At 64.6% G+C, this 19,629-nt stretch carries 17 protein-coding genes; 8 read left to right on the top strand and 9 right to left on the bottom strand.

What is annotated here, in order from left to right; translation table 11 throughout:
• Positions 1-70 precede the first annotated feature (70 nt).
• From recG to ubiA, 7 genes are all read left to right on the top strand, one after another.
• Complete coding sequence (recG, locus tag NCR35_RS03260; RefSeq protein ID WP_250533034.1) at positions 71-2,269, top strand: ATP-dependent DNA helicase RecG; 2,199 nt, start codon at positions 71-73, stop codon at positions 2,267-2,269.
• A gap of 135 nt (positions 2,270-2,404) precedes the next feature.
• Positions 2,405-3,364 carry a hydrogen peroxide-inducible genes activator gene (locus tag NCR35_RS03265; protein ID WP_175939478.1) on the top strand — a complete coding sequence of 320 codons (960 nt, stop codon included), beginning with the start codon at positions 2,405-2,407 and terminating at the stop codon, positions 3,362-3,364.
• Positions 3,365-3,542: 178 nt separating this feature from the next.
• Positions 3,543-3,914: a DUF805 domain-containing protein gene (locus NCR35_RS03270; protein WP_250533035.1), complete on the top strand. Its 372-nt coding sequence runs from the start codon at positions 3,543-3,545 to the stop codon at positions 3,912-3,914.
• 301 nt (positions 3,915-4,215) lie between these two features.
• The gene (locus NCR35_RS03275; RefSeq protein WP_250533036.1) at positions 4,216-5,706 is read left to right on the top strand and encodes a catalase; all 1,491 of its coding nucleotides are present in this window, start codon (positions 4,216-4,218) and stop codon (positions 5,704-5,706) included.
• A gap of 53 nt (positions 5,707-5,759) precedes the next feature.
• Positions 5,760-5,924: a hypothetical protein gene (locus tag NCR35_RS03280; protein ID WP_250533037.1), complete on the top strand. Its 165-nt coding sequence runs from the start codon at positions 5,760-5,762 to the stop codon at positions 5,922-5,924.
• Between the two features lie 166 nt (positions 5,925-6,090).
• Positions 6,091-6,579: a Dps family protein gene (locus NCR35_RS03285; RefSeq protein WP_175939482.1), complete on the top strand. Its 489-nt coding sequence runs from the start codon at positions 6,091-6,093 to the stop codon at positions 6,577-6,579.
• Positions 6,580-6,695: 116 nt separating this feature from the next.
• Positions 6,696-7,556 carry a 4-hydroxybenzoate octaprenyltransferase gene (gene ubiA / locus NCR35_RS03290; protein WP_250533038.1) on the top strand — a complete coding sequence of 287 codons (861 nt, stop codon included), beginning with the start codon at positions 6,696-6,698 and terminating at the stop codon, positions 7,554-7,556.
• 205 nt (positions 7,557-7,761) lie between these two features.
• Here ubiA and proC read toward each other — a convergent pair whose 3' ends face one another.
• From proC to NCR35_RS03320, 6 genes are all read right to left on the bottom strand, one after another.
• Positions 7,762-8,574, bottom strand: coding sequence for a pyrroline-5-carboxylate reductase (gene proC / locus NCR35_RS03295; RefSeq protein ID WP_250533039.1), 813 nt, complete (start codon positions 8,572-8,574; stop codon positions 7,762-7,764).
• Positions 8,575-8,587: 13 nt separating this feature from the next.
• Positions 8,588-9,283 carry a YggS family pyridoxal phosphate-dependent enzyme gene (locus NCR35_RS03300; protein WP_250533040.1) on the bottom strand — a complete coding sequence of 232 codons (696 nt, stop codon included), beginning with the start codon at positions 9,281-9,283 and terminating at the stop codon, positions 8,588-8,590.
• A 45-nt stretch (positions 9,284-9,328) separates the two neighbouring features.
• Positions 9,329-10,555, bottom strand: coding sequence for a glycolate oxidase subunit GlcF (glcF, locus tag NCR35_RS03305; RefSeq protein WP_250533041.1), 1,227 nt, complete (start codon positions 10,553-10,555; stop codon positions 9,329-9,331).
• A 19-nt stretch (positions 10,556-10,574) separates the two neighbouring features.
• Positions 10,575-11,663: a glycolate oxidase subunit GlcE gene (glcE, locus tag NCR35_RS03310; protein WP_250533042.1), complete on the bottom strand. Its 1,089-nt coding sequence runs from the start codon at positions 11,661-11,663 to the stop codon at positions 10,575-10,577.
• A gap of 139 nt (positions 11,664-11,802) precedes the next feature.
• Positions 11,803-13,368, bottom strand: a complete 1,566-nt coding sequence (locus NCR35_RS03315; protein ID WP_250533043.1) for an FAD-linked oxidase C-terminal domain-containing protein — start codon at positions 13,366-13,368, stop codon at positions 11,803-11,805.
• A gap of 122 nt (positions 13,369-13,490) precedes the next feature.
• Entirely contained in the window at positions 13,491-14,906 is a 1,416-nt protein-coding gene (locus NCR35_RS03320; RefSeq protein WP_250533044.1) for an FAD-binding oxidoreductase, read from the bottom strand.
• Between the two features lie 199 nt (positions 14,907-15,105).
• On the opposite strand from NCR35_RS03320, the gene NCR35_RS03325 reads away from it, so the two are divergent.
• On the top strand, positions 15,106-15,660 hold the full coding sequence (locus NCR35_RS03325) for a cob(I)yrinic acid a,c-diamide adenosyltransferase (protein WP_250533045.1): 555 nt from the start codon (positions 15,106-15,108) through the stop codon (positions 15,658-15,660).
• Between the two features lie 77 nt (positions 15,661-15,737).
• Here NCR35_RS03325 and aroG read toward each other — a convergent pair whose 3' ends face one another.
• From aroG to NCR35_RS03340, 3 genes are all read right to left on the bottom strand, one after another.
• Positions 15,738-16,811 carry a 3-deoxy-7-phosphoheptulonate synthase AroG gene (gene aroG / locus NCR35_RS03330; protein WP_250533046.1) on the bottom strand — a complete coding sequence of 358 codons (1,074 nt, stop codon included), beginning with the start codon at positions 16,809-16,811 and terminating at the stop codon, positions 15,738-15,740.
• A gap of 329 nt (positions 16,812-17,140) precedes the next feature.
• Positions 17,141-18,607: a metalloprotease TldD gene (gene tldD / locus NCR35_RS03335; protein WP_250533048.1), complete on the bottom strand. Its 1,467-nt coding sequence runs from the start codon at positions 18,605-18,607 to the stop codon at positions 17,141-17,143.
• 170 nt (positions 18,608-18,777) lie between these two features.
• Positions 18,778-19,611 carry a carbon-nitrogen hydrolase family protein gene (locus tag NCR35_RS03340; RefSeq protein WP_250533049.1) on the bottom strand — a complete coding sequence of 278 codons (834 nt, stop codon included), beginning with the start codon at positions 19,609-19,611 and terminating at the stop codon, positions 18,778-18,780.
• Positions 19,612-19,629 lie beyond the last annotated feature (18 nt).

Below are 19,629 nucleotides of genomic sequence, written 5' to 3' on the forward strand. Positions count from 1 at the left end.
TCGTGCGAACGAAGCTGAAAACAGGCACCAGCGCCGAACAAACCTCACATTGTACTTGCGAAGAGATTAGATGCCCTTGTCCGACCGTCGCCTGTCATCCCCGGCCGATGCGCTTTCCAGCGCCGAACCTGGCGCCGCGCTCGCAGCCGCGCCGGCGGCCAAGCGCGCGAAAACCGGCGACGACGCGGCGAAGAAGGCAAAGCCCGTCGTCAAGACCGCGGACAAGCTCGCGAAGCTCGGCCTCAAGTCGGACATCGACCTGGTGCTGCATCTGCCGATGCGCTATGAGGACGAAACCTCGCTCACGCCGATCGCCGAACTGATTCCCGGCGACATCGCGCAGACGGAAGGCATCGTGTTCGACAACGAGATTGCGTATCGGCCGCGAAGGCAATTGCTCGTCAAGATTCACGACGACGCCGGCGACGAACTCACGCTGCGCTTTCTCAACTTCTACGGCTCGCAAGTCAAGCAAATGGCCATCGGCACGCGCCTGCGCGTGCGCGGCGACGTGCGAGGCGGCTTCTTCGGGCTGGAGATGGTGCATCCGGCGGTGCGCCCGGTCGATGGCGATACGCCGCTGCCACAAGCGCTCACGCCCGTTTATCCGTCGACGGCGGGCATTTCGCAGGCGTATCTGCGCAAGGCGATCGACAACGCGCTCACTCGCGTCTCGTTGCCGGAGCTATTGCCGGACCCGGTGGCGCGCGCGCATCTCGCGCCGCTGAATCTGCCGGGCCTGCTCGACGCGGTGAAGACGCTGCATCATCCGCGCGCGGATTCGGACGAAACCGCGCTCATCGACGGCACGCATCCGGCGTGGACGCGCATCAAGTTCGAGGAACTGCTCGCGCAGCAGCTGTCGCTGAAGCGCGCGCACGCCGAGCGCCGCACGCGCGCCGCGCCCGCGATGCCGCGCCGCACCGCCAGCGATGCCGGTTCGCTCGTCGCGCGTCTGTTGCATGCGCTGCCGTTCAGGCTGACCGGCGCGCAGGAGCGCGTCGTGGCGGAAATCGCGGGCGAACTGACGCTCGCGCATCCGATGCAGCGGCTGCTTCAGGGCGATGTCGGCAGCGGCAAGACCATCGTGGCGGCGCTCGCGGCGGCGCAGGCCATCGACGCCGGTTATCAGGCCGCGCTGATGGCGCCGACCGAAATTCTCGCGGAACAGCACGCGCGCAAGCTGCGCGGCTGGCTGGAACCGCTCGGCGTGTCGGTGGCGTGGCTCGCGGGCAGTCTGAAGGCGAAGGAAAAGCGCGCCGCGAGCGAGGCGGCGGCGCTCGGCACGGCGCAACTCGTCATCGGCACGCACGCGATCATTCAGGACACGGTGGAATTCGCGCGTCTCGGCCTCGTGATCGTGGACGAGCAGCATCGCTTCGGCGTCGCGCAGCGGCTCGCGCTGCGGGCGAAGGCGCAAAACGCGTCGGACGGCGCGCGCGACTTCCAGCCGCATCAACTGATGATGTCGGCCACGCCGATTCCCCGCACGCTCGCGATGACGTACTACGCGGACCTCGACGTTTCCACCATCGACGAACTGCCGCCGGGCCGCACGCCGATTCTCACCAAGGTCGTGTCGGACGGGCGGCGCGACGAGATCATCGGCCGCGTGCGCGAGGCGGCGCTGACCGGGCGGCAGGTCTACTGGGTGTGTCCGCTGATCGAGGAAAGCGAGACCTTGCAGTTGCAGACGGCCGTCGAGACGTACGAAACGCTCGTTGCCGCGCTGCCCGAACTGCGCGTCGGGCTGGTTCACGGGCGGCTCGCGCCCGCCGAGAAAGCCGCCGTCATGGACGCCTTCTCGCGCAACGAAGTGCAGTTGCTCGTCGCGACCACCGTGATCGAAGTGGGCGTGGACGTCCCGAACGCGTCGCTGATGGTGATCGAGCACGCCGAACGCTTCGGCCTCGCGCAGTTGCATCAGTTGCGCGGGCGCGTGGGGCGGGGCAGCGCGGCGTCCGTGTGCGTGCTGATGTATTCGAATCCGCTCTCGCAGACGGCGCGCGCCCGCTTGCAGACGATGCGCGAAACCACCGACGGCTTCGAGATCGCGCGCCGCGATCTGGAAATACGCGGTCCCGGCGAATTCCTGGGCGCGCGTCAGTCGGGCGAGGCGATGCTGCGCTTCGCAAGCCTGGAGCAGGACGGCTGGCTGATCGAGCCTGCGCGCGAGGCGGCCCAACAGATGCTCGACGCGTTCCCGGAGGCCGTCGAACGGCATCTCGCCCGCTGGCTCGGCGCACGCGAGCAGTATCTGAAGGCTTAGGCCGCGAACTTGCCGGCGTTTCGTCGGTCCCTATTTGATTCGCCGGTCAACGACGAGTCAACGACGAGTTGTCGAACCGGCATTCGCGGGTGTATAACTCAAACCTATTGAATCCATGTCTTCCATTGGTCCCCAATGACGCTCACTGAATTGAAGTACATCGTCGCGGTGGCGCGCGAGCGGCACTTCGGCCGCGCCGCCGAAGCGTGCTTCGTCAGCCAGCCGACGCTGTCGGTGGCAATCAAGAAGCTCGAAGACGAGCTGAACGTGCAGATCTTCGAGCGCGGCACGAGCGAGGTCAGCGTCACGCCGATCGGCGAGCAGATCGTCACGCAGGCGCAGCGCGTGCTCGAACAGACGCTCGCGATCAAGGAAATCGCCAAGCAGGGCAAGGATCCGCTCGTCGGGCCGCTGCGTCTGGGCGTCATCTACACCATCGGGCCGTATCTGCTGCCGACGCTCGTCAAGCAGATGATCAAGTCGGTCCCGCAGATGCCGCTCATGCTGCAGGAAAATTACACGCTCAAGCTGATCGAGCTTCTGAAGCAAGGCGAGATCGACGTCGCCATCATGGCGCTGCCGTTTCCCGAAACCGGGCTGATGGTGCGCGCGCTCTACGACGAACCGTTCGTCGTCGCGATGCCGTCGGGCCACGCGTGGGAGAACCGCAGCAAAATCGACCCGGACGATCTGAAGCAGGAAACCATGCTGCTGCTCGGCAGCGGCCATTGCTTCCGCGATCATGTGCTCGGCGTGTGCCCGGAACTGATGCGCTTCTCGCAGAACGCCGACGGCATTCAGAAGACGTTCGAAGGCTCGTCGCTGGAAACGATTCGGCATATGGTCGCGAGCGGCGTCGGCATCACGGTCCTGCCGCGCATGTCGGTCATGGAAGTGAAGCCGCACGCGCCGGGCATCGACTCCGGCCTGCTCAGTTACGTCCCTTTCGACGAACCGGTGCCGGACCGGCGCGTGGTGCTCGCGTGGCGAAAGAGTTTCACGCGGATGCCGGCAATCGACGCCATCTCCGATGCAATTGCCGCTTGCGATTTGCCGGGCGTTAAAAAGCTGGATATGCCGGTGGCGGTGAATTAAGCGACTTCGGCTTTCGGTTTGATTTGAACCGCGCTCTCGAAAGAGGCGCGGTTTTTTATTTTGGCTTTGTAGTTTTTTATTGGTCTTCGCTTTCTCGATAAATACGCGCTGTACCGCGCCCTAAAATCCGACACCCGGCGCGGCAGTTCCGTCGCGCCTCTACAAGACGAGGATAACAATGGGCTTTTTTGAGGCGGTTCGCGTCTCGTTAATCGAGAAATTTGCGACCTTTGCAGGCCGTGCGCGTCGCGCGGAATATTGGTACTTTCAACTCTTCATGTTTTTCGTTGGGATCGGCGCAGGCGTGCTTGCCGAAATGGCCAAGAATGCGGCAGTCGGCATTTTGATCGGCCTGGTCGTTGTTCTAATAATGGTGATACCGGGTCTCGCTGTCACCGTGCGCAGACTGCACGACACTGACCGTTCAGGTTGGTTTTATTTCATCGGCTGCATTCCCGTCATCGGCAGTATTTTGTTGCTGGTGTGGATCTGCTCTCGCGGCACGCAAGGCGTGAATCGCTACGGCTCCGACCCGCTCGGCAACAGTTGACGCATCGACGGCGCGATGCGCCGTCCTCCCTCCGCGTGACCGGCCTATCGGATAAATAAAATTAATCGAATAGCGAGATCCGATAGTTTTGATAAGCTCTGTTCCCAGAGAGCCGCCCGGCTCCGACAAGACAAGAGGAACAGAGCGATGACCTCCCGCCAGCCCGCCGCATCCCGCGCCGCTTCCGCAGCAACGCCGTGGTCCGAACTGCGCGCCGTCGCGCTCGACGTCCTTGCTGCCTTCGCCCGCACCGCGTGACGCCTTCTTCATCCCAAGCCAACACAAACCACGGAGTATCGCGATGACGACCCAACGACTCACCACCGCCAGCGGCGCGCCCGTAGGAGACAACCAGAACTCGCAGACCGCCGGCCCGCGCGGCCCCGTGACGCTGCAGGATTTCTGGCTCATCGAGAAGCTCGCGCACTTCGATCGCGAAGTCATCCCTGAGCGCCGCGTGCATGCGAAGGGTTCGGGCGCGTTCGGCACGTTGCGCGTGACGCACGACATCTCCCGCTACACGAAGGCGAAGCTCTTCAACGAAATCGGCAAGGAAACGCCCATTTTCATGCGCTTTTCGACGGTGGCCGGCGAGCGCGGCGCGGCCGATGCCGAGCGCGACGTGCGCGGCTTCTCCATCAAGTTCTACACGGAAGAGGGCAACTGGGACGTGGTCGGCAATAACACGCCGGTGTTTTTCATCCGCGATCCGCTCAAGTTTCCCGACTTCATCCATACGCAAAAGCGCGATCCGTACACCAACTTGCGCAGCAACGTGGCGGCGTGGGACTTCTGGTCGCGTCATCCGGAATCGCTGCATCAGGTGACCATTTTGATGAGCGATCGCGGCATCCCGAAGAATTATCGGCAGATGCACGGCTTCGGTTCGCACACCTTCTCGTTCATCAACGCGGATAACGAGCGCTTCTACGTGAAGTTCCACTTCAAGTCGCAGCAGCCGCTCGAAAACTTCACGGATGCCGAAGCGGCCGCCGTGATCGCCGCCGACCGCGAAAGCGCGCAGCGCGATCTGGTCGAGAACATCGACCGTGGCAACTTCCCGCGCTGGAATTTCCGCGTGCAGATCATGCCGGAAGCGGACGCAGCGACGTACCGCTTCAATCCGTTCGACATCACCAAGGTGTGGCCGCACCAGGACTATCCGCTGATCGATGTCGGCGTGATCGAACTGAACCGCAACGCGCAGAACTACTTCGCGGAGGTAGAGCAGTCGGCCTTCACGCCGGCGAACGTCGTGCCGGGCATCGGCTTTTCGCCGGACCGGCTGTTGCAGGGGCGGCTCTTCTCGTACGGCGACACGCAACGCTATCGCCTCGGCATCAATCACCATCAGATTCCGGTGAACGCGCCGCGCACGCCGGTGGCGAATCCGTTTCACCGCGATGGCGGCATGCGCGTCGACGGCAATCTCGGCGGCCGCGTGAACTACGAGCCGAATCGCTTCGGCGACTTCGCTCAGGACGCGAGCGTCAACGAGCCGCCGCTCGCGGCGGGCGCGGTCGATCGTTACGACCATCGCGAGGACGACGACTACTACAGCCAGCCGGGCGCGCTCTTCCGCCTGTTCGACGACGCGCAGCGCGAGCGTCTCTTCGGCAACATCGCGCGGCACATTCACGGCGTGCCGGACGAGATCGTCGCGCGGCAGATCGAGCACTTCCGCCGCGCCGATCCGGCTTATGCGCAAGGCGTCGTCGATGCGCTCGCCCGCATCGGGCAGCGGGTCGACGTGAACAAGGACATCGACGAGGAAGATACGGCCGCTGTGTGACTCGCGTGACAGGCGCGGCGGCAACGGTCGAACGGGAAAGCAGGAGAAAGATCATGACCCAGACACTGAACATCATCGGCCAGGCGGTGGAGCGCCTGGAAGCGACGAGCCGCCGGGCAACGCGCGGTGCGCGCGTCGCAGCTGCATTCGGAATCGTGGCGGCGGCGTACGGACTCGTCGTCGCAAGCGCGCTGCATGGCGCGGGCGGGTTCGCTTGAGACCACCTGGGGAGCGCAGGCATGCGGCATAAGGCTTCGAAGCCTTGCTGCACAAGGAAACCGCCGCGTTTCTAAGATACACTGTCGATCGCTCGAAACGCCGCGCGGCGAATCAATGCGTCACGCGCGGCGCACCACGTTCGAATCACTCTTTCACGGAGTCATCATGGCGAAAAAAGGCATTGCACCTGCCGTCAACATCGGCATCAACGACAAAGACCGCAAGCGGATCGCCGATGGGCTGTCCCGGCTGCTCGCGGACACCTACACGTTGTACCTGAAGACGCACAACTTTCACTGGAACGTCACGGGGCCGATGTTCAACACGCTGCACCTGATGTTCGAGACGCAATACACGGAACTGGCTACGGCCGTCGATTCGATCGCTGAACGCATTCGCGCGCTCGGCGTGCACGCGCCGGGCAGCTATCGCGACTTCGCGAAGCTCTCGTCGATTCCGGAAGCCGAAGGCGTGCCCGACGCCGAAGACATGATCCGCCAACTGGTCGAAGGTCAGGAAGCGGTGGTGCGCACGGCGCGCGAGATTTTCCCGGCGACCGAAGCCGCCAACGACGAGCCCACCGCCGACCTGCTCACGCAGCGCATGCAGACGCACGAAAAGACCGCGTGGATGCTGCGCTCGATGCTCGCGTAAAGCGGTTCTCTCGTCCGTTTATGAAACCCGTGCGATGTACTGCACGGGTTTTTGCTTTTCAGAGCGGCGCGCAGCGCTGGACTAAAATATCTGCTCTTCCGTTCCGGCCGCCTTCCATGCTCGCCCGTCTCCCGCTCTATATGCGCCTCGTGCGCCTGGACAAGCCCATCGGCAGCCTGCTGCTCTTGTGGCCGACGCTCAACGCGTTATGGATCGCGTCGGATGGCCGGCCATCGCCGATGCTGATCGTGATCTTCGCAATCGGCACGCTTTTGATGCGCTCGGCGGGCTGCGCGATCAACGATTACGCGGACCGCGACTTCGACCGCTACGTGAAGCGCACCGCCGAGCGGCCGATCACGTCGGGGAAGATTCGCGCGTGGGAAGCGGTGGCGCTCGCGGCGGCGCTGTCGCTCGTCGCGTTCCTGCTGATTCTGCCGCTCAACGCGCTCACGAAGGAACTGTCGGTCTTCGCGCTGTTCGTCGCGGGCACGTATCCGTTCACCAAGCGATTCTTCGCGATTCCGCAGGCGTATCTGGGCATCGCGTTCGGCTTCGGCATTCCGATGGCGTTCGCCGCCGTGCAGGATCATGTGCCGATGCTCGCGTGGATCATGCTCGCGGCCAACGTGTTCTGGTCGGTCGCGTACGACACGGAATACGCGATGGTCGATCGCGACGACGACATCAAGATCGGCATTCGCACGTCCGCGCTGACGTTCGGCCGGTATGACGTGCTCGCCGTGATGCTGTGCTATGCGGCGACGCTCGCGGTGTATGCGGGCATCGGCATCACGCTGCACTTCGGCTGGCCTTACTGGCTCGGCTGGCTCGGCGCGGCCGGTTGCGCGGGGTATCACTACTTGCTCATTCGTGACCGCGAGCGCATGGCGTGCTTCGCCGCGTTCAAGCACAACAATTGGCTCGGCGGTGTGTTGTTCGCGGGGATTGCGCTTCAATACGCAATCGGAAGCTGAGATCGCGCGGGCACAACCTCTCAGCATCCTTCAACGCAGTTTCCGCTTCGCTCGATCGGTCACCTGCTTGCCGCTTGAACCGCCGCAGGATGGCCGTTGATGACAACGACCACCGCAAGCGGATCAGCGCATCGCTCGGCAGATCGTCAGCCGCTCGTGCCGCGACGGCGAGAGGATCGAATCCGTGCTCCGCGTCCTTGGGCGCTCAACGCGCTCCAAATTCATCGCCCATTTCCCTGGCCCGCGCTTCTGCCGCCAGCGCGCCGCGCACGATCGCGTCCTTCACGCCTTGCGCATCGAAGGCTGCGAGCGCGGCCGCCGTCGTGCCGCCCTTCGATGTCACGCGCTCGCGCAGCACGCTCGCCGGTTCGCTCGACTGCGCCGCGAGCTGCGCCGCGCCCGTGAACGTCGCGACCGCGAGCGCGCGGCCTTGCTCTTCGTCCATGCCGAGGGCGCGCGCCGCTTCCTGCATCGCTTCGATGAAATAAAACACGTACGCCGGGCCGCTGCCCGAGATGGCGGTGACGGCGTCGATCTTCGCTTCGTCGTCGAACCAGACGGTCGTGCCGACCGCTTCCAGCACTTGCGATGCAAGCGCCTTCGCCTCGTCGCTCACGCCCGGCAATGCGGCGAGCCCGGTCACGCCCATGCCGATGAGCGCGGGCGTGTTCGGCATGGTGCGCACCACGTTCGCGTAGCCGCCGAGCCACCGCGAGAGGTCCGCCGCGCGGATGCCCGCCGCGATGCTGATGACCGTCTGCCGCGCGAGATGCGGCGCGAGCGCCTCGGCGACGCCTCTGAGCACCTGCGGCTTCACCGCGAGCAGGATGGCGTCGTAGGCGGCGAGTGTCGCGTCGATGGCCGCGCCCGTCTTTATGCCGAATTGCTTCGCGGTGCGCGCGCGCGCTTCGTCGTTGATGTCGATGGCGTAGATATCCGCAGGCGCGACGCCGCGTTTGATGAGACCGCCGATGAGCGCCGCGGCCATGTTGCCGCCGCCGATGAATGCGATTTTCATGGTGAGTGATGAGTCAGTGGTTATAAGTGCGCTTGCCGAAGATCGCGGTGCCGATGCGCACGATGGTCGCGCCTTCGAGCACGGCGGCTTCGAGATCGGCGGACATGCCCATCGAGAGCGTGTCGAGTTCGAGGCCGTCGGCGCGCAACGCATCCATCAGATCGCGCAGGCGCGCGTGCGGGGCGCGCTGGGCGTCGAGCGTGTCGGCGGGTTCGGGAATCGACATCAGCCCGCGCAGACGCAGGCCGGGCAACTTGGCCACCGCATGCGCGAGCACCGCGGCATCGTGCGGCTCCACGCCGCTTTTCGATGCCTCGCCGCTCACGTTCACCTGCACGCACACGTTGAGCGGCGTCGCGCCTTCGGGACGCTGCGCGGAAAGGCGTTCCGCGATCTTCAGGCGGTCGATGGAATGCACCCAGTCGAACTGCTCCGCGACGAGCTTCGTCTTGTTCGATTGCAACGGCCCGATGAAATGCCATTCGATCTGGCTGCGCAAGTCGGCGAGGGCGGCGATCTTCACGATGCCTTCCTGCACGTAATTCTCGCCGAACGCGCGCTGGCCGGCATCGAAGGCGGCGCGCACGTCGTCGGCGGGGAAGGTCTTGGATACGGCGAGCAGCTTGACGGACGCCGGATCGCGCGACGCGCGTTCGGCGGCCTGCGCGATCCGTTGACGGACTTCTTCCAGATGTTGAGCGATGGACATGCGCGAGCGACATTCATGGCGGATCGGGCCATTATACGAATCCGCCTAGCCGTACAGCAGATGCTCCAAAAGCTGAATCCAGTGCGTCACCGGCGTGGACGTCCCGCTTTGCAGATGCGAGATGCAGCCGACGTTCGCCGACACGATCATCTGCGGCTCGGTCTTTTCCAGCCGGTCGAGCTTCTGGTTGCGCAGCGCGTAAGCCATCTTCGGTTGCAGCACCGAATACGTTCCGGCCGATCCGCAGCACATGTGCGCGTCCGCAGGCAGGCGCACTTCGAGACCGAGCGCCGTCAGAAGATGCTCGACGCGCCCGCGAATCTGCTGCCCGTGCTGCAACGTGCACGGCGGATGAAACGCCACCGTATGCACCGCGCGCCGCCGCGCCAGCGCGACGAGTTCTTCTTCGAATGCCGGCAGAATCTCGGCCAGATCGCGCGTCAGATCGACAATGCGCCGCGCCCTGTCCGCATACGCCGGATCGTTGCGCAGCAGGTGCGCGTACTCCTTGACCGTCGCGCCGCAGCCCGACGCGTTCATCACGATCGCCTCGACGCCGCTTTCGACGTACGGCCACCACGCGTCGATGTTGTTGCGCACGTCGTCGAGCGCGTCATCGTTGTAGCCGAGATGCAGACGAATCGCGCCGCAGCAGCCGGCGCTCGGCGCGGTCACGATCTCGATGCCGAGCGCATCGAACACGCGCGCCGTCGCCGTGTTGACGTTCGGCATCATCGCGGGCTGCACGCAGCCGGCGAGCATCAGCATCTTGCGCGCGTGCTTGCGCGTGGGCGGCGCGAGCGGCTTTTCGGGCACCGGAATCTTCGCGCGCAGCGTGCGCGGAAGCACGCCGCGCACTTGCTGCCCGAGCTTCATCGCCGGCGTGAAGAGCGTGCTGTTCGGCAGAAAGCTCGCGAGAAAGCGGCGCTGAATGCGCTGACGCATCGGCCGCTCGACCTTCTGCTCGACGACCTTGCGCCCGATCTCGACGAGCTTGCCGTACTGCACGCCCGACGGACACGTGGTCTCGCAGTTGCGGCACGTGAGGCACCGGTCCAGATGCGTCTGCGTGCTGCGCGTGGGGGGCGCGCCCTCGAACATCTGCTTCATCAGATAGATGCGCCCGCGCGGTCCGTCGAGTTCGTCGCCGAGCAGCTGATACGTCGGGCAAGTCGCCGTGCAGAAACCGCAGTGGACGCACTTGCGGAGAATCGCGTCGGCTTCGTCGCCATCGGCGGTGCCGCGGATGAAATCGGCGAGATTGGTTTGCATTGCGCGTTGCTCGGTTCGCCTAAAAATCGGGATAAAGCCGGGCGCGGTTGAAGATGCGCGCCGGATCGAACGCGGCCTTCAACCCGCGGTGAATCTTCATGAGCGGCGCGGGCAGCGGCGTGAACACGCCCGCGTTGCGGTCGTAGGCGGAACCCGCGCGGAAGATCGTCGCGTGACCGCCGGCCTGCTTCGCGCTGATGCGCACGGTCTGCGGATCGGTGTCGGTGATCCACCAGCGTTGGGCGCCGCCCCATTCCATGAGCTGCGCGCCCGGCAGATGCAGCGGCTCCGCAATCGACGGCAGCGCGAGCCGCCAGAGCGCCGAGCGCGGTTCGATCACGGCGAAAAACGGGTCCGTCTGTTCGCGCAGGCCGACCCAGAAGCGGTCGGCTTCGACCGCGTCCACCACTTCGCCGCCGAGCGAATTGCGCGCGGTCTTGACGGCCGCTTCAGCGCCCGCGAGACGCAGCGCGAGCGTGCCGTCGCGCCACGCGCTGCCGCTGATCGGCAGCGGATGGCCGCCCCATTCGTTGAGCTTGCGCACGCCGTCAGTGGCGTGCATGTCGAACTTGAGCGTGGCTTCGGCGACGGGTCGCGGCAGCACCTTCACCGAGAGTTCGAGAATCAGTCCGAGCGTGCCGAGCGATCCCGCGAGCAGCCGCGCGACGTCGTAGCCCGCGACGTTCTTCACCACTTGCCCGCCGAAGCGCAGCACTTGCCCGCGCCCGTTCATCACGGCCGCGCCGAGCACGAAATCGCGCGCCGCGCCGGTCCACGCGCGGCGCGGTCCGGCAAGGCCCGCCGCGATGCAGCCGCCGAACGTTGCATTGCGACCGAAGTGAGGAGGCTCGAAAGGCAGCATCTGGCCATGTTCTCTTAACGCAGCCTCGATTTCAGCAAGGGGCGTTCCGCTTTTCGCAGTGATGACCAGTTCCGCCGGATCGTACGAAATGATCCCACGATAGGCGCGCGTGTCGAGTATTTCTCCCTGGAGCGTCTGGCCGTACCAGTCTTTCGTGCCGCCGCCGCGAATGCGCAGCGGCGCGCCGGTCTCGCTGGCCCGGGCGATCCGCTCCGACCAGGCGGCGACGATGTCGTCCTGTTCCATGGTGTCCCGCTCTTGTAATCGGCTTTTCGTTTGGCTTGCTGCGCCTGTCCGGTCGATTGTACCGGCCGCTTAACGCAGCCGTACCCGGACAAACGTGGATAGCGGAACGCGCGGCGAGCGCGGCGAGCGCGGCGGCGGGTCAGAAGCGCGGCAGTTCGGGATGCGGCAGGAGGCCGCCGCGAATGTGCATCTTCCCGTACTCGGCGCAGCGCGCGCGCGTTGGAATCGCCTTGTCGGGATTGAGCAGGCGCAGCGGATCGAACGCGCGTTTGACCGCGTGAAACGCGTCGCGCTCTTCCGGCGAAAACTGCACGCACATCGAATTGATCTTCTCGATGCCCACGCCATGTTCGCCCGTCACCGTGCCGCCCAGCTCCACGCACGTTTCGAGAATGTCGGAACCGAACGCTTCCGCGCGATGCCATTCGTCGAGATCGTTGCCGTTGAAGAGAATCAGCGGATGCATGTTGCCGTCGCCCGCATGGAACACGTTGATACAGCGAAGCGCGTACTTCTTCTCCATCTCTTCGATGCGCGCGAGCAGCGGCCCGATGGCGCGGCGCGGCACCGTGCCGTCCATGCAGTAATAGTCCGGCGAAATGCGGCCCGCGGCGGGAAACGCGTTCTTGCGGCCGGACCAGAACTTGAGCCGCTCGGCTTCCGAACGCGATATCTGGATGCGCGTCGCGCCGTGCTCGCGCAGCACGGCGGTCATGCGCGCGATTTCCTCGGCGACTTCGTCGTACGTGCCGTCGGATTCGCACAGCAGAATGGCGGCCGCGTCGAGATCGTAGCCGGCGTTCACGAACTCCTCGACGGCGCGCGTCGCGGGCTTGTCCATCATTTCGAGGCCCGCCGGTATGATGCCCGCCGCGATGATCGCCGCGACCGCATTGCCGCCTTTCACCACGTCGTCGAAGCTCGCCATGATGACTTGCGCGGTCTGCGGCTTCGGAATGAGCTTGACGGTGACTTCGGTGACGACGGCGAACATGCCTTCGCTGCCGATCAGCACTGCGAGCAGATCGAGCCCCGGCGCATCCGGCGCGAGCGAGCCGAATTCCACGATATCGCCTTCCATGGTCACGGCGCGCACGCGCAGCACGTTATGCACGGTGAGGCCGTATTTCAGGCAGTGCACGCCGCCCGAATTCTCGGAGACGTTGCCGCCGATGGTGCAGGCGATCTGCGACGACGGGTCCGGCGCGTAGTACAGCCCGTAGGGCGCGGCGGCTTCCGAGATGGCGAGATTGCGCACGCCGGGCTGCACGGTGGCCGTGCGCGCGTACGAATCCACCTCGATGATCCGCCGAAAGCGCGCGAGCGACAGCACGATGCCGTGGCGAATCGGCATCGCCCCGCCGGAGAGCCCGGTGCCCGCGCCGCGCGGCACGATCGGCACGCCGAGCCGCGCGCAGATCTGCACGACGCGCTGTACCTGCGCTTCCGTTTCGGGCAGCACGACCGCGAGCGGCAGACGCCGGTAGGCGGCAAGACCGTCGCATTCGTAGACGGACGTGTCCTCGTCGCGAAACAGCAGGCAATGCGTGGGCAGCACGGCCATGAGCGCCTGCACGACTTCGCGCTGACGCTCGGCCAGTTGTTCTTCCGTGAGCGCGGGTGCGTCTTCGTGCGGCAGATTCGGCGAGAATTCCGGCGCGGCGGCGTCGGAGAACTCGGGCTTGAGTTCGTCGGGTGCGTTCATGTCTCCTCCCGGCGCCTGCACGTGGCGGCGCGTATTCGATAAAAGTCTCTGACGCGGCGACACCCCATGTTGCGCGCTCGTGGCTTCTTCGTCCACCGGGCGCGCGGGATAGAGCGGCGCGCCTACCGCGTGAACGCGAAGATCTTGCCCGGATTCATCAGATTCTTCGGATCGAGCGCGTGCTTGATGGACCGCATCACGTCGATGCCGTCTTCGCCGTGCTCGTCGAGCATGAAGTCCATCTTGTGCAGCCCGACGCCGTGCTCGCCGGTGCACGTGCCGCCGACTTTCAGCGCGCGCTCGACGATGCGCCGGTTCAGGCGCTCCGCTTCATCGCGTTCCTCGGGCTTCGCGGGATCGAGCAGCATCGCGACGTGGAAATTGCCGTCGCCCACATGTCCGACGATCGGGCAGGGCAGCGACGAGCCGAGCAGGTCCTTCTCCGTCTCTTCGACGCATTCGGCCAGACGCGAAATCGGCACGCAGACGTCGGTGGTCACGGCGCGGCAGCCGGGCTTCAGTTGCAGCATCGCGAAATAGGCGTTGTGGCGCGCGGTCCAGAGGCGGCTGCGGTCTTCGGGACGCGTCGCCCATTCGAAATCTGTGCCGTGGTTCTGCGCGGTGATCTCCTGCACGGTCTGCGCCTGTTCCTTCACGCCCGCTTCCGTGCCGTGGAATTCGAAGAACAGCATCGGCGATTCGCGCAGCGTCAGGTTCGAATGGCGATTGATGGCGCGCACGGCGAGCTTATCGACGAACTCGACGCGGGCAATCGGCACGCCCATCTGGATCGTTTCGATGACGGCGCGCACGGCGTCGCCCATCGACGGGAACGCGCAGACGGCCGCCGAGATGGCTTCGGGCTGCGGGTAGAGCCGCACCGTGATTTCGGTGATGACGCCGAGCGTGCCTTCCGAGCCGACGAAGAGCCGCGTCAGGTCGTAGCCCGCCGACGATTTGCGCGCGCGCGTGCCGGTATGGGTGACGCGGCCGTCGGCCAGCACGACGGTCAGCGCGAGGACGTTTTCGCGCATCGAGCCGTAGCGCACGGCGTTGGTGCCCGAGGCGCGCGTCGCCGACATGCCGCCGATGCTCGCGTCCGCGCCGGGATCGATCGGAAAGAAGAGGCCGGTGTCCTTCAGCGCTTCGTTCAGCTGCTTGCGGGAAATGCCGGGCTGCACGGTGGCGGTCAGGTCTTCGGCGTTGATCGAGACGACGCTGTTCATCTCGGACAAGTCGATCGAGACGCCGCCCTGCACCGCGAGCAGATGCCCTTCGAGCGACGATCCGTTGCCGTACGGGATGATCGGCACGTCGTGCTCGGCGCACAGCCGGACGATTGCCTGGACCTCTTGCGTGCTGCGCGCGAACACGACGGCGTCGGGCAATTGCGGATCGAACGGGGATTCGTCGCGGCCGTGATGTTCGCGCACGGCCTGGCTCGTGCTGACACGCTCGGCGAAGTGTTGCTTGAGCGCGTCGAGCAGGTCGGCGGGAAACGGCCGGCGGATGGCATGCGGCAAGGCGGGGTGGTTCACGGGCGTCTCCAGCGGATTTTTGTCGATTTCGTGCTTCGGGCGGCATGCGTGCTGTTCGACGGTCGCACGCAGGGCGCCGTCTTATTTTACGCGCGGGACGCTCGCGGCGCGCGGCGTCGCGGGTAAGCGAGGGGCGCTGCCTATAATGCTTCGGGCGCTTTTCGGCGCATTTTGGGTTCTGGATGACACAGGAGCAGTGATGGGTAACCGCCTCAGCAAGATCGCGACGCGCACCGGCGACGATGGCACCACCGGACTCGGCGATGGCCGCCGCGTTTTGAAAGACGATGCGCGCATTGCGGCGATCGGCGATGTGGATGAACTGAATTCTTCGTTGGGCGTGTTGTTGTGCGAGGCTTTACCGCCGGATGTGCGCAATGCGCTGACGCAGATTCAGAACGATTTATTCGATCTTGGCGGAGAATTGTCGATTCCGGGGCATTCGATGGTTTCGGATTTGCATTTAGAGCGGTTGGATGCGTGGCTGGCGGATTACAACTCGACTTTGCCGCCGCTTAAGGAGTTCATTTTGCCGGGCGGGTCGAGGGCGGCGGCTTTGGCGCATGTTTGCCGCACGGTGTGTCGAAGGGCGGAGCGGGCGATTGTTGCTTTAGGACGTAGCGAAGCCGATGCGGTTAATGACGCGCCTCGAAGGTATGTTAATCGGCTGTCGGATTTGCTGTTTGTGTTGGCGCGGGTTTTGAATCGCGCCGACGGTGGGCAGGATATTCTCTGGAATCACGCACGAGATTGAAATCGTTCGAGCGAGGCTGGCTTAGGACCTCGGCAGAGTCGGCACCGATCGAGAAGTGGTGTCGACTCTGCTAGTTATCAATTGCCGCCAACTCTCTTCATCCGCCGCTGTTTGACCGCTTCCGCCAATCCTTCGAGCACGCCGACGCTTTCCTCCCACCCGATACAAGCATCAGTAACGCTCTGCCCGTAGGTAAGCTCACACCCTTCCTTCAAATCCTGCCGCCCCGCGACAAGATGCGATTCCACCATCACGCCGACGATCCGCTCATCGCCAGCCGCCAACTGACGCCCGATATCCGCGCAAACCGGAATCTGATTCTCATGCTTCTTCGAGCTATTCGCATGGCTCGCATCGATCATCAATCGGGCCGCTAATCCCGCCTTGCCGATATCGCTGCACGCGGCATCGACCGAAGCCGCATCGAAGTTCGGCGTTTTACCGCCGCGCAAAATGATATGGCAGTCCTCATTGCCAGCAGTCGAAACAATCGCCGAATGCCCGCCCTTCGTCACAGAAAGAAAATGATGCGGCTGCGAAGCGGCCTTGATCGCATCCACCGCGATTTTCACGTTGCCGTCCGTGCCGTTCTTGAATCCGACCGGACACGAAAGCCCAGAAGCCAGTTCCCGATGCACTTGTGATTCGGTCGTCCGCGCGCCGATCGCGCCCCACGAAATCAAATCCGCGATGTATTGCGGGCTGATCATGTCGAGATATTCCGTCCCCGCCGGCAGCCCGAGCTCGTTGACATGCATGAGCAATTCGCGCGCGGCGCGCAATCCGTCGTTGATCTTGAAGCTGTTGTCCATGTACGGATCGTTGATCAGCCCTTTCCAGCCGACCGTCGTACGCGGTTTTTCGAAATACACGCGCATCACGATTTCCAGTTCGCCCGCGAACCGCTTGCGCTGCTCGATCAAGCGCCCCGCATATTCCAGCGCCGCCTTCGGATCGTGAATCGAACACGGCCCGATGATGACGATCAACCGGTCATCCATGCCGTGCAGAATCCGATGCATCGATTGCCGCGCGTTGAAGATGAGATCGGACACCGGCTCCGTGCACGGAAATTCGCGGATCAAATGCGCGGGCGGGACGAGCTCCTTCAACTCACGGATACGAACGTCATCGGTATTGTGCGGGGGCATGGCGATTCTCCAACGGCAATGTTCTGAGCGAAAAATGGAAGGCGAAAAAAAACCGCCAGACTTGGCTGGCGGTTTTTCGGGAATTCGGTTCTGCGTATCTGCAACCTACGACTCACCCCTCTCGATCCGCCAGCGGCTTGAGATGCCAAAAGAAATAAAAATAAAACTTGGCGGACATGGTGAGCACAGGGCGCATTGCAAAAAGGGTGACCGTCTTTATAACCTCAAACGGGCGGCGCTGACAAGCGGCCGCGCGTCGAACGCGGGAAATCCGCATCGGCGGGTGCGAACGATTCCGATCGCGCCGCCGCCGATGCGGCAAAACTGCATCAGATCGTGCCGCCCACCGTCATTTTTTCGATGCGCAAAGTCGGCTGACCGACGCCCACCGGCACGCTCTGACCTTCCTTGCCGCACACGCCCACGCCGCTGTCGAGCGACATGTCGTTGCCGATCATCGTCACGTATTTGAGCGATTCCGGACCGCTGCCGATCAGCGTCGCGCCCTTCACCGGGTACGTGATCTTGCCGTTTTCGATCATGTACGCCTCGGACGCCGAGAACACGAACTTGCCGTTGGTGATATCCACCTGGCCGCCGCCGAAATTCACCGCATACAGGCCGTTCTTCACCGACGCGAGAATTTCCTGCGGGTCCTTGTCGCCGTTGAGCATGTAGGTGTTCGTCATGCGCGGCATCGGCAGCGCGGCGTACGACTCGCGGCGCGCGTTGCCCGTCACCGGCATCTTCATCAGGCGCGCGTTGAGCGAATCCTGAATGTAGCCCTTGAGAATGCCGTCTTCGATCAGCGTCGTGCACTGCGTCGGGTTGCCTTCGTCGTCGATGTTGAGCGAGCCGCGGCGATTCGGCAGCGTGCCGTCATCCACCACCGTCACGCCCTTCGCCGCCACCTGCTCGCCGATGCGGCCCGCGAACGCCGACGATCCCTTGCGGTTGAAATCGCCCTCCAGACCGTGTCCGACCGCCTCGTGCAGCAGCACGCCCGGCCAGCCCGGCCCGAGCACGACCGTCATCGCGCCGGCCGGGGCAGGGCGCGCTTCGAGGTTGACGAGCGCCGCATGCACGGCGTCATCGACGTACTTCGACAAGATATCGTCCGTGAAATAGCCGTAGTCGAAGCGTCCGCCGCCGCCGCCCGTGCCGATCTCGCGCCGGCCGTTCTGCTCGGCGATCACCGTCACCGAGACGCGCACGAGCGGGCGCACGTCCGCCGCCAGCGCGCCGTCGCTGCGCGCGACGAGCACGACGTCGTATTCGCCCGCGAGTCCGGCCATCACTTGCGTGATGCGCGGATCGCGGCCGCGCGCCATCTGTTCGACGCGCTCGAGCAGCCTGACCTTGGCGTTCGCATCGAGCGAATGGAGCGGATCGGCGGGCACGTACAGGTCGCGGCCCGAGACGCCGGTGAGCGTGCTCGCCGGCTTGATCTTGTGCTTGCCGCCGCCCGCCTTCGCGATCGCGCGCGTGGCGAGCGCGGCCTGGCGGATGGAATCGGGCGAAAGATCGTCGGAATAGGCGAACGCCGTGCGCTCGCCCGAGACGGCGCGCACGCCGACGCCCTGATCGATGCTGAAGCTGCCCGATTTGACGATGCCTTCCTCCAGACTCCACGCTTCGCTGCGCGTGGACTGGAAGTACAAATCCGCGTAATCGACGCGATGCGTGAAAATCTCCGCGAGCGTGCGCGTGATGAGACCCTCGTCGAGGCCGTACGGCGTCAGGAGAACGTCCTTCGCCGTGGCCAGGTTGCGGATGCCGGGTTCGATGATGTTCATGCGGTGCCTATTGCGTTGATGCAGCGTGTTCGGTGAGTTTTCGGACAATTCTACTGTCCGCGTCGTTCAGGCCATGTGCGGGACCACTTCCGCGCGTTCAAGGCCGTTAAAAAGCCTATTTTCGAGATGCGGCGCGTCAGCGCGACGTCGGGACATCGCGTAGGAACGCTTTACGCGATCACCCGATGCCGATACGCCGGCAAACTCTGCCGCACGCTCGCGATGCGCTCGGGATCGATCGCGCCCGCGACGACGCCCGGGCCTTCCTCGCGCACGGCGACGATTTCGCCCCACGGGTCGATCAGCATGCTATGCCCCCACGTGCGGCGGCCGTTTTCGTGCTTGCCGCCTTGCGCGGCGGCGAGCACGTAGCACTGGTTCTCGATCGCCCGCGCCTTGAGCAGGGTCTCCCAGTGCGCACGGCCGGTCGTGTAGGTGAACGCGGACGGCACGACGATCAGCGCGCAATCGCCCATCTTCCGATACAGCTCGGGAAAGCGCAGGTCGTAGCAGACGGAGAGGCCCACGCGCCCGAACGGCGCTTCGAAGGTGCGCACGTCCGCGCCGGGCACGATGCTGCGCGCTTCGTCGAACGATTCCTCGCCCTTTTCGAAATTGAACAGATGAATCTTGTCGTAGCGCGCGACCTGCTCGCCGTCTGGACCGAAGACGAGCGACGTATTCAGCACGCGCGACGCTTCGGGCGACCTCAGCGGCAGCGTCCCGCCGATGACCCACACGCCATGCTTGCGCGCGGCGTCCGAGAGAAACTGCTGGATGGGGCCGTCGCCGGGCGTCTCGCGGATCGCGAGCTTGTCCGTGTCCTTGAAACCCATGAAGCAGAAGTACTCGGGCAGCAGCACCAGGTGCGCGCCGCCTTGCGCCGCCTCGGCGATGAGCCGCCCGGCCTCGGCCAGATTGCGGTCGCGATCCGGCGTGCTCACCATTTGCAGCGCGGCGACCGGGAACGGCCGCACGGTGCTTTCGCTCGATTGTTCGGTCATGTTCGTGGCGCTGGGTTG

The sequence above is a fragment of the Caballeronia sp. AZ10_KS36 genome, assembly GCF_023631105.1.
Classification (GTDB): Bacteria; Pseudomonadota; Gammaproteobacteria; order Burkholderiales; family Burkholderiaceae; genus Caballeronia.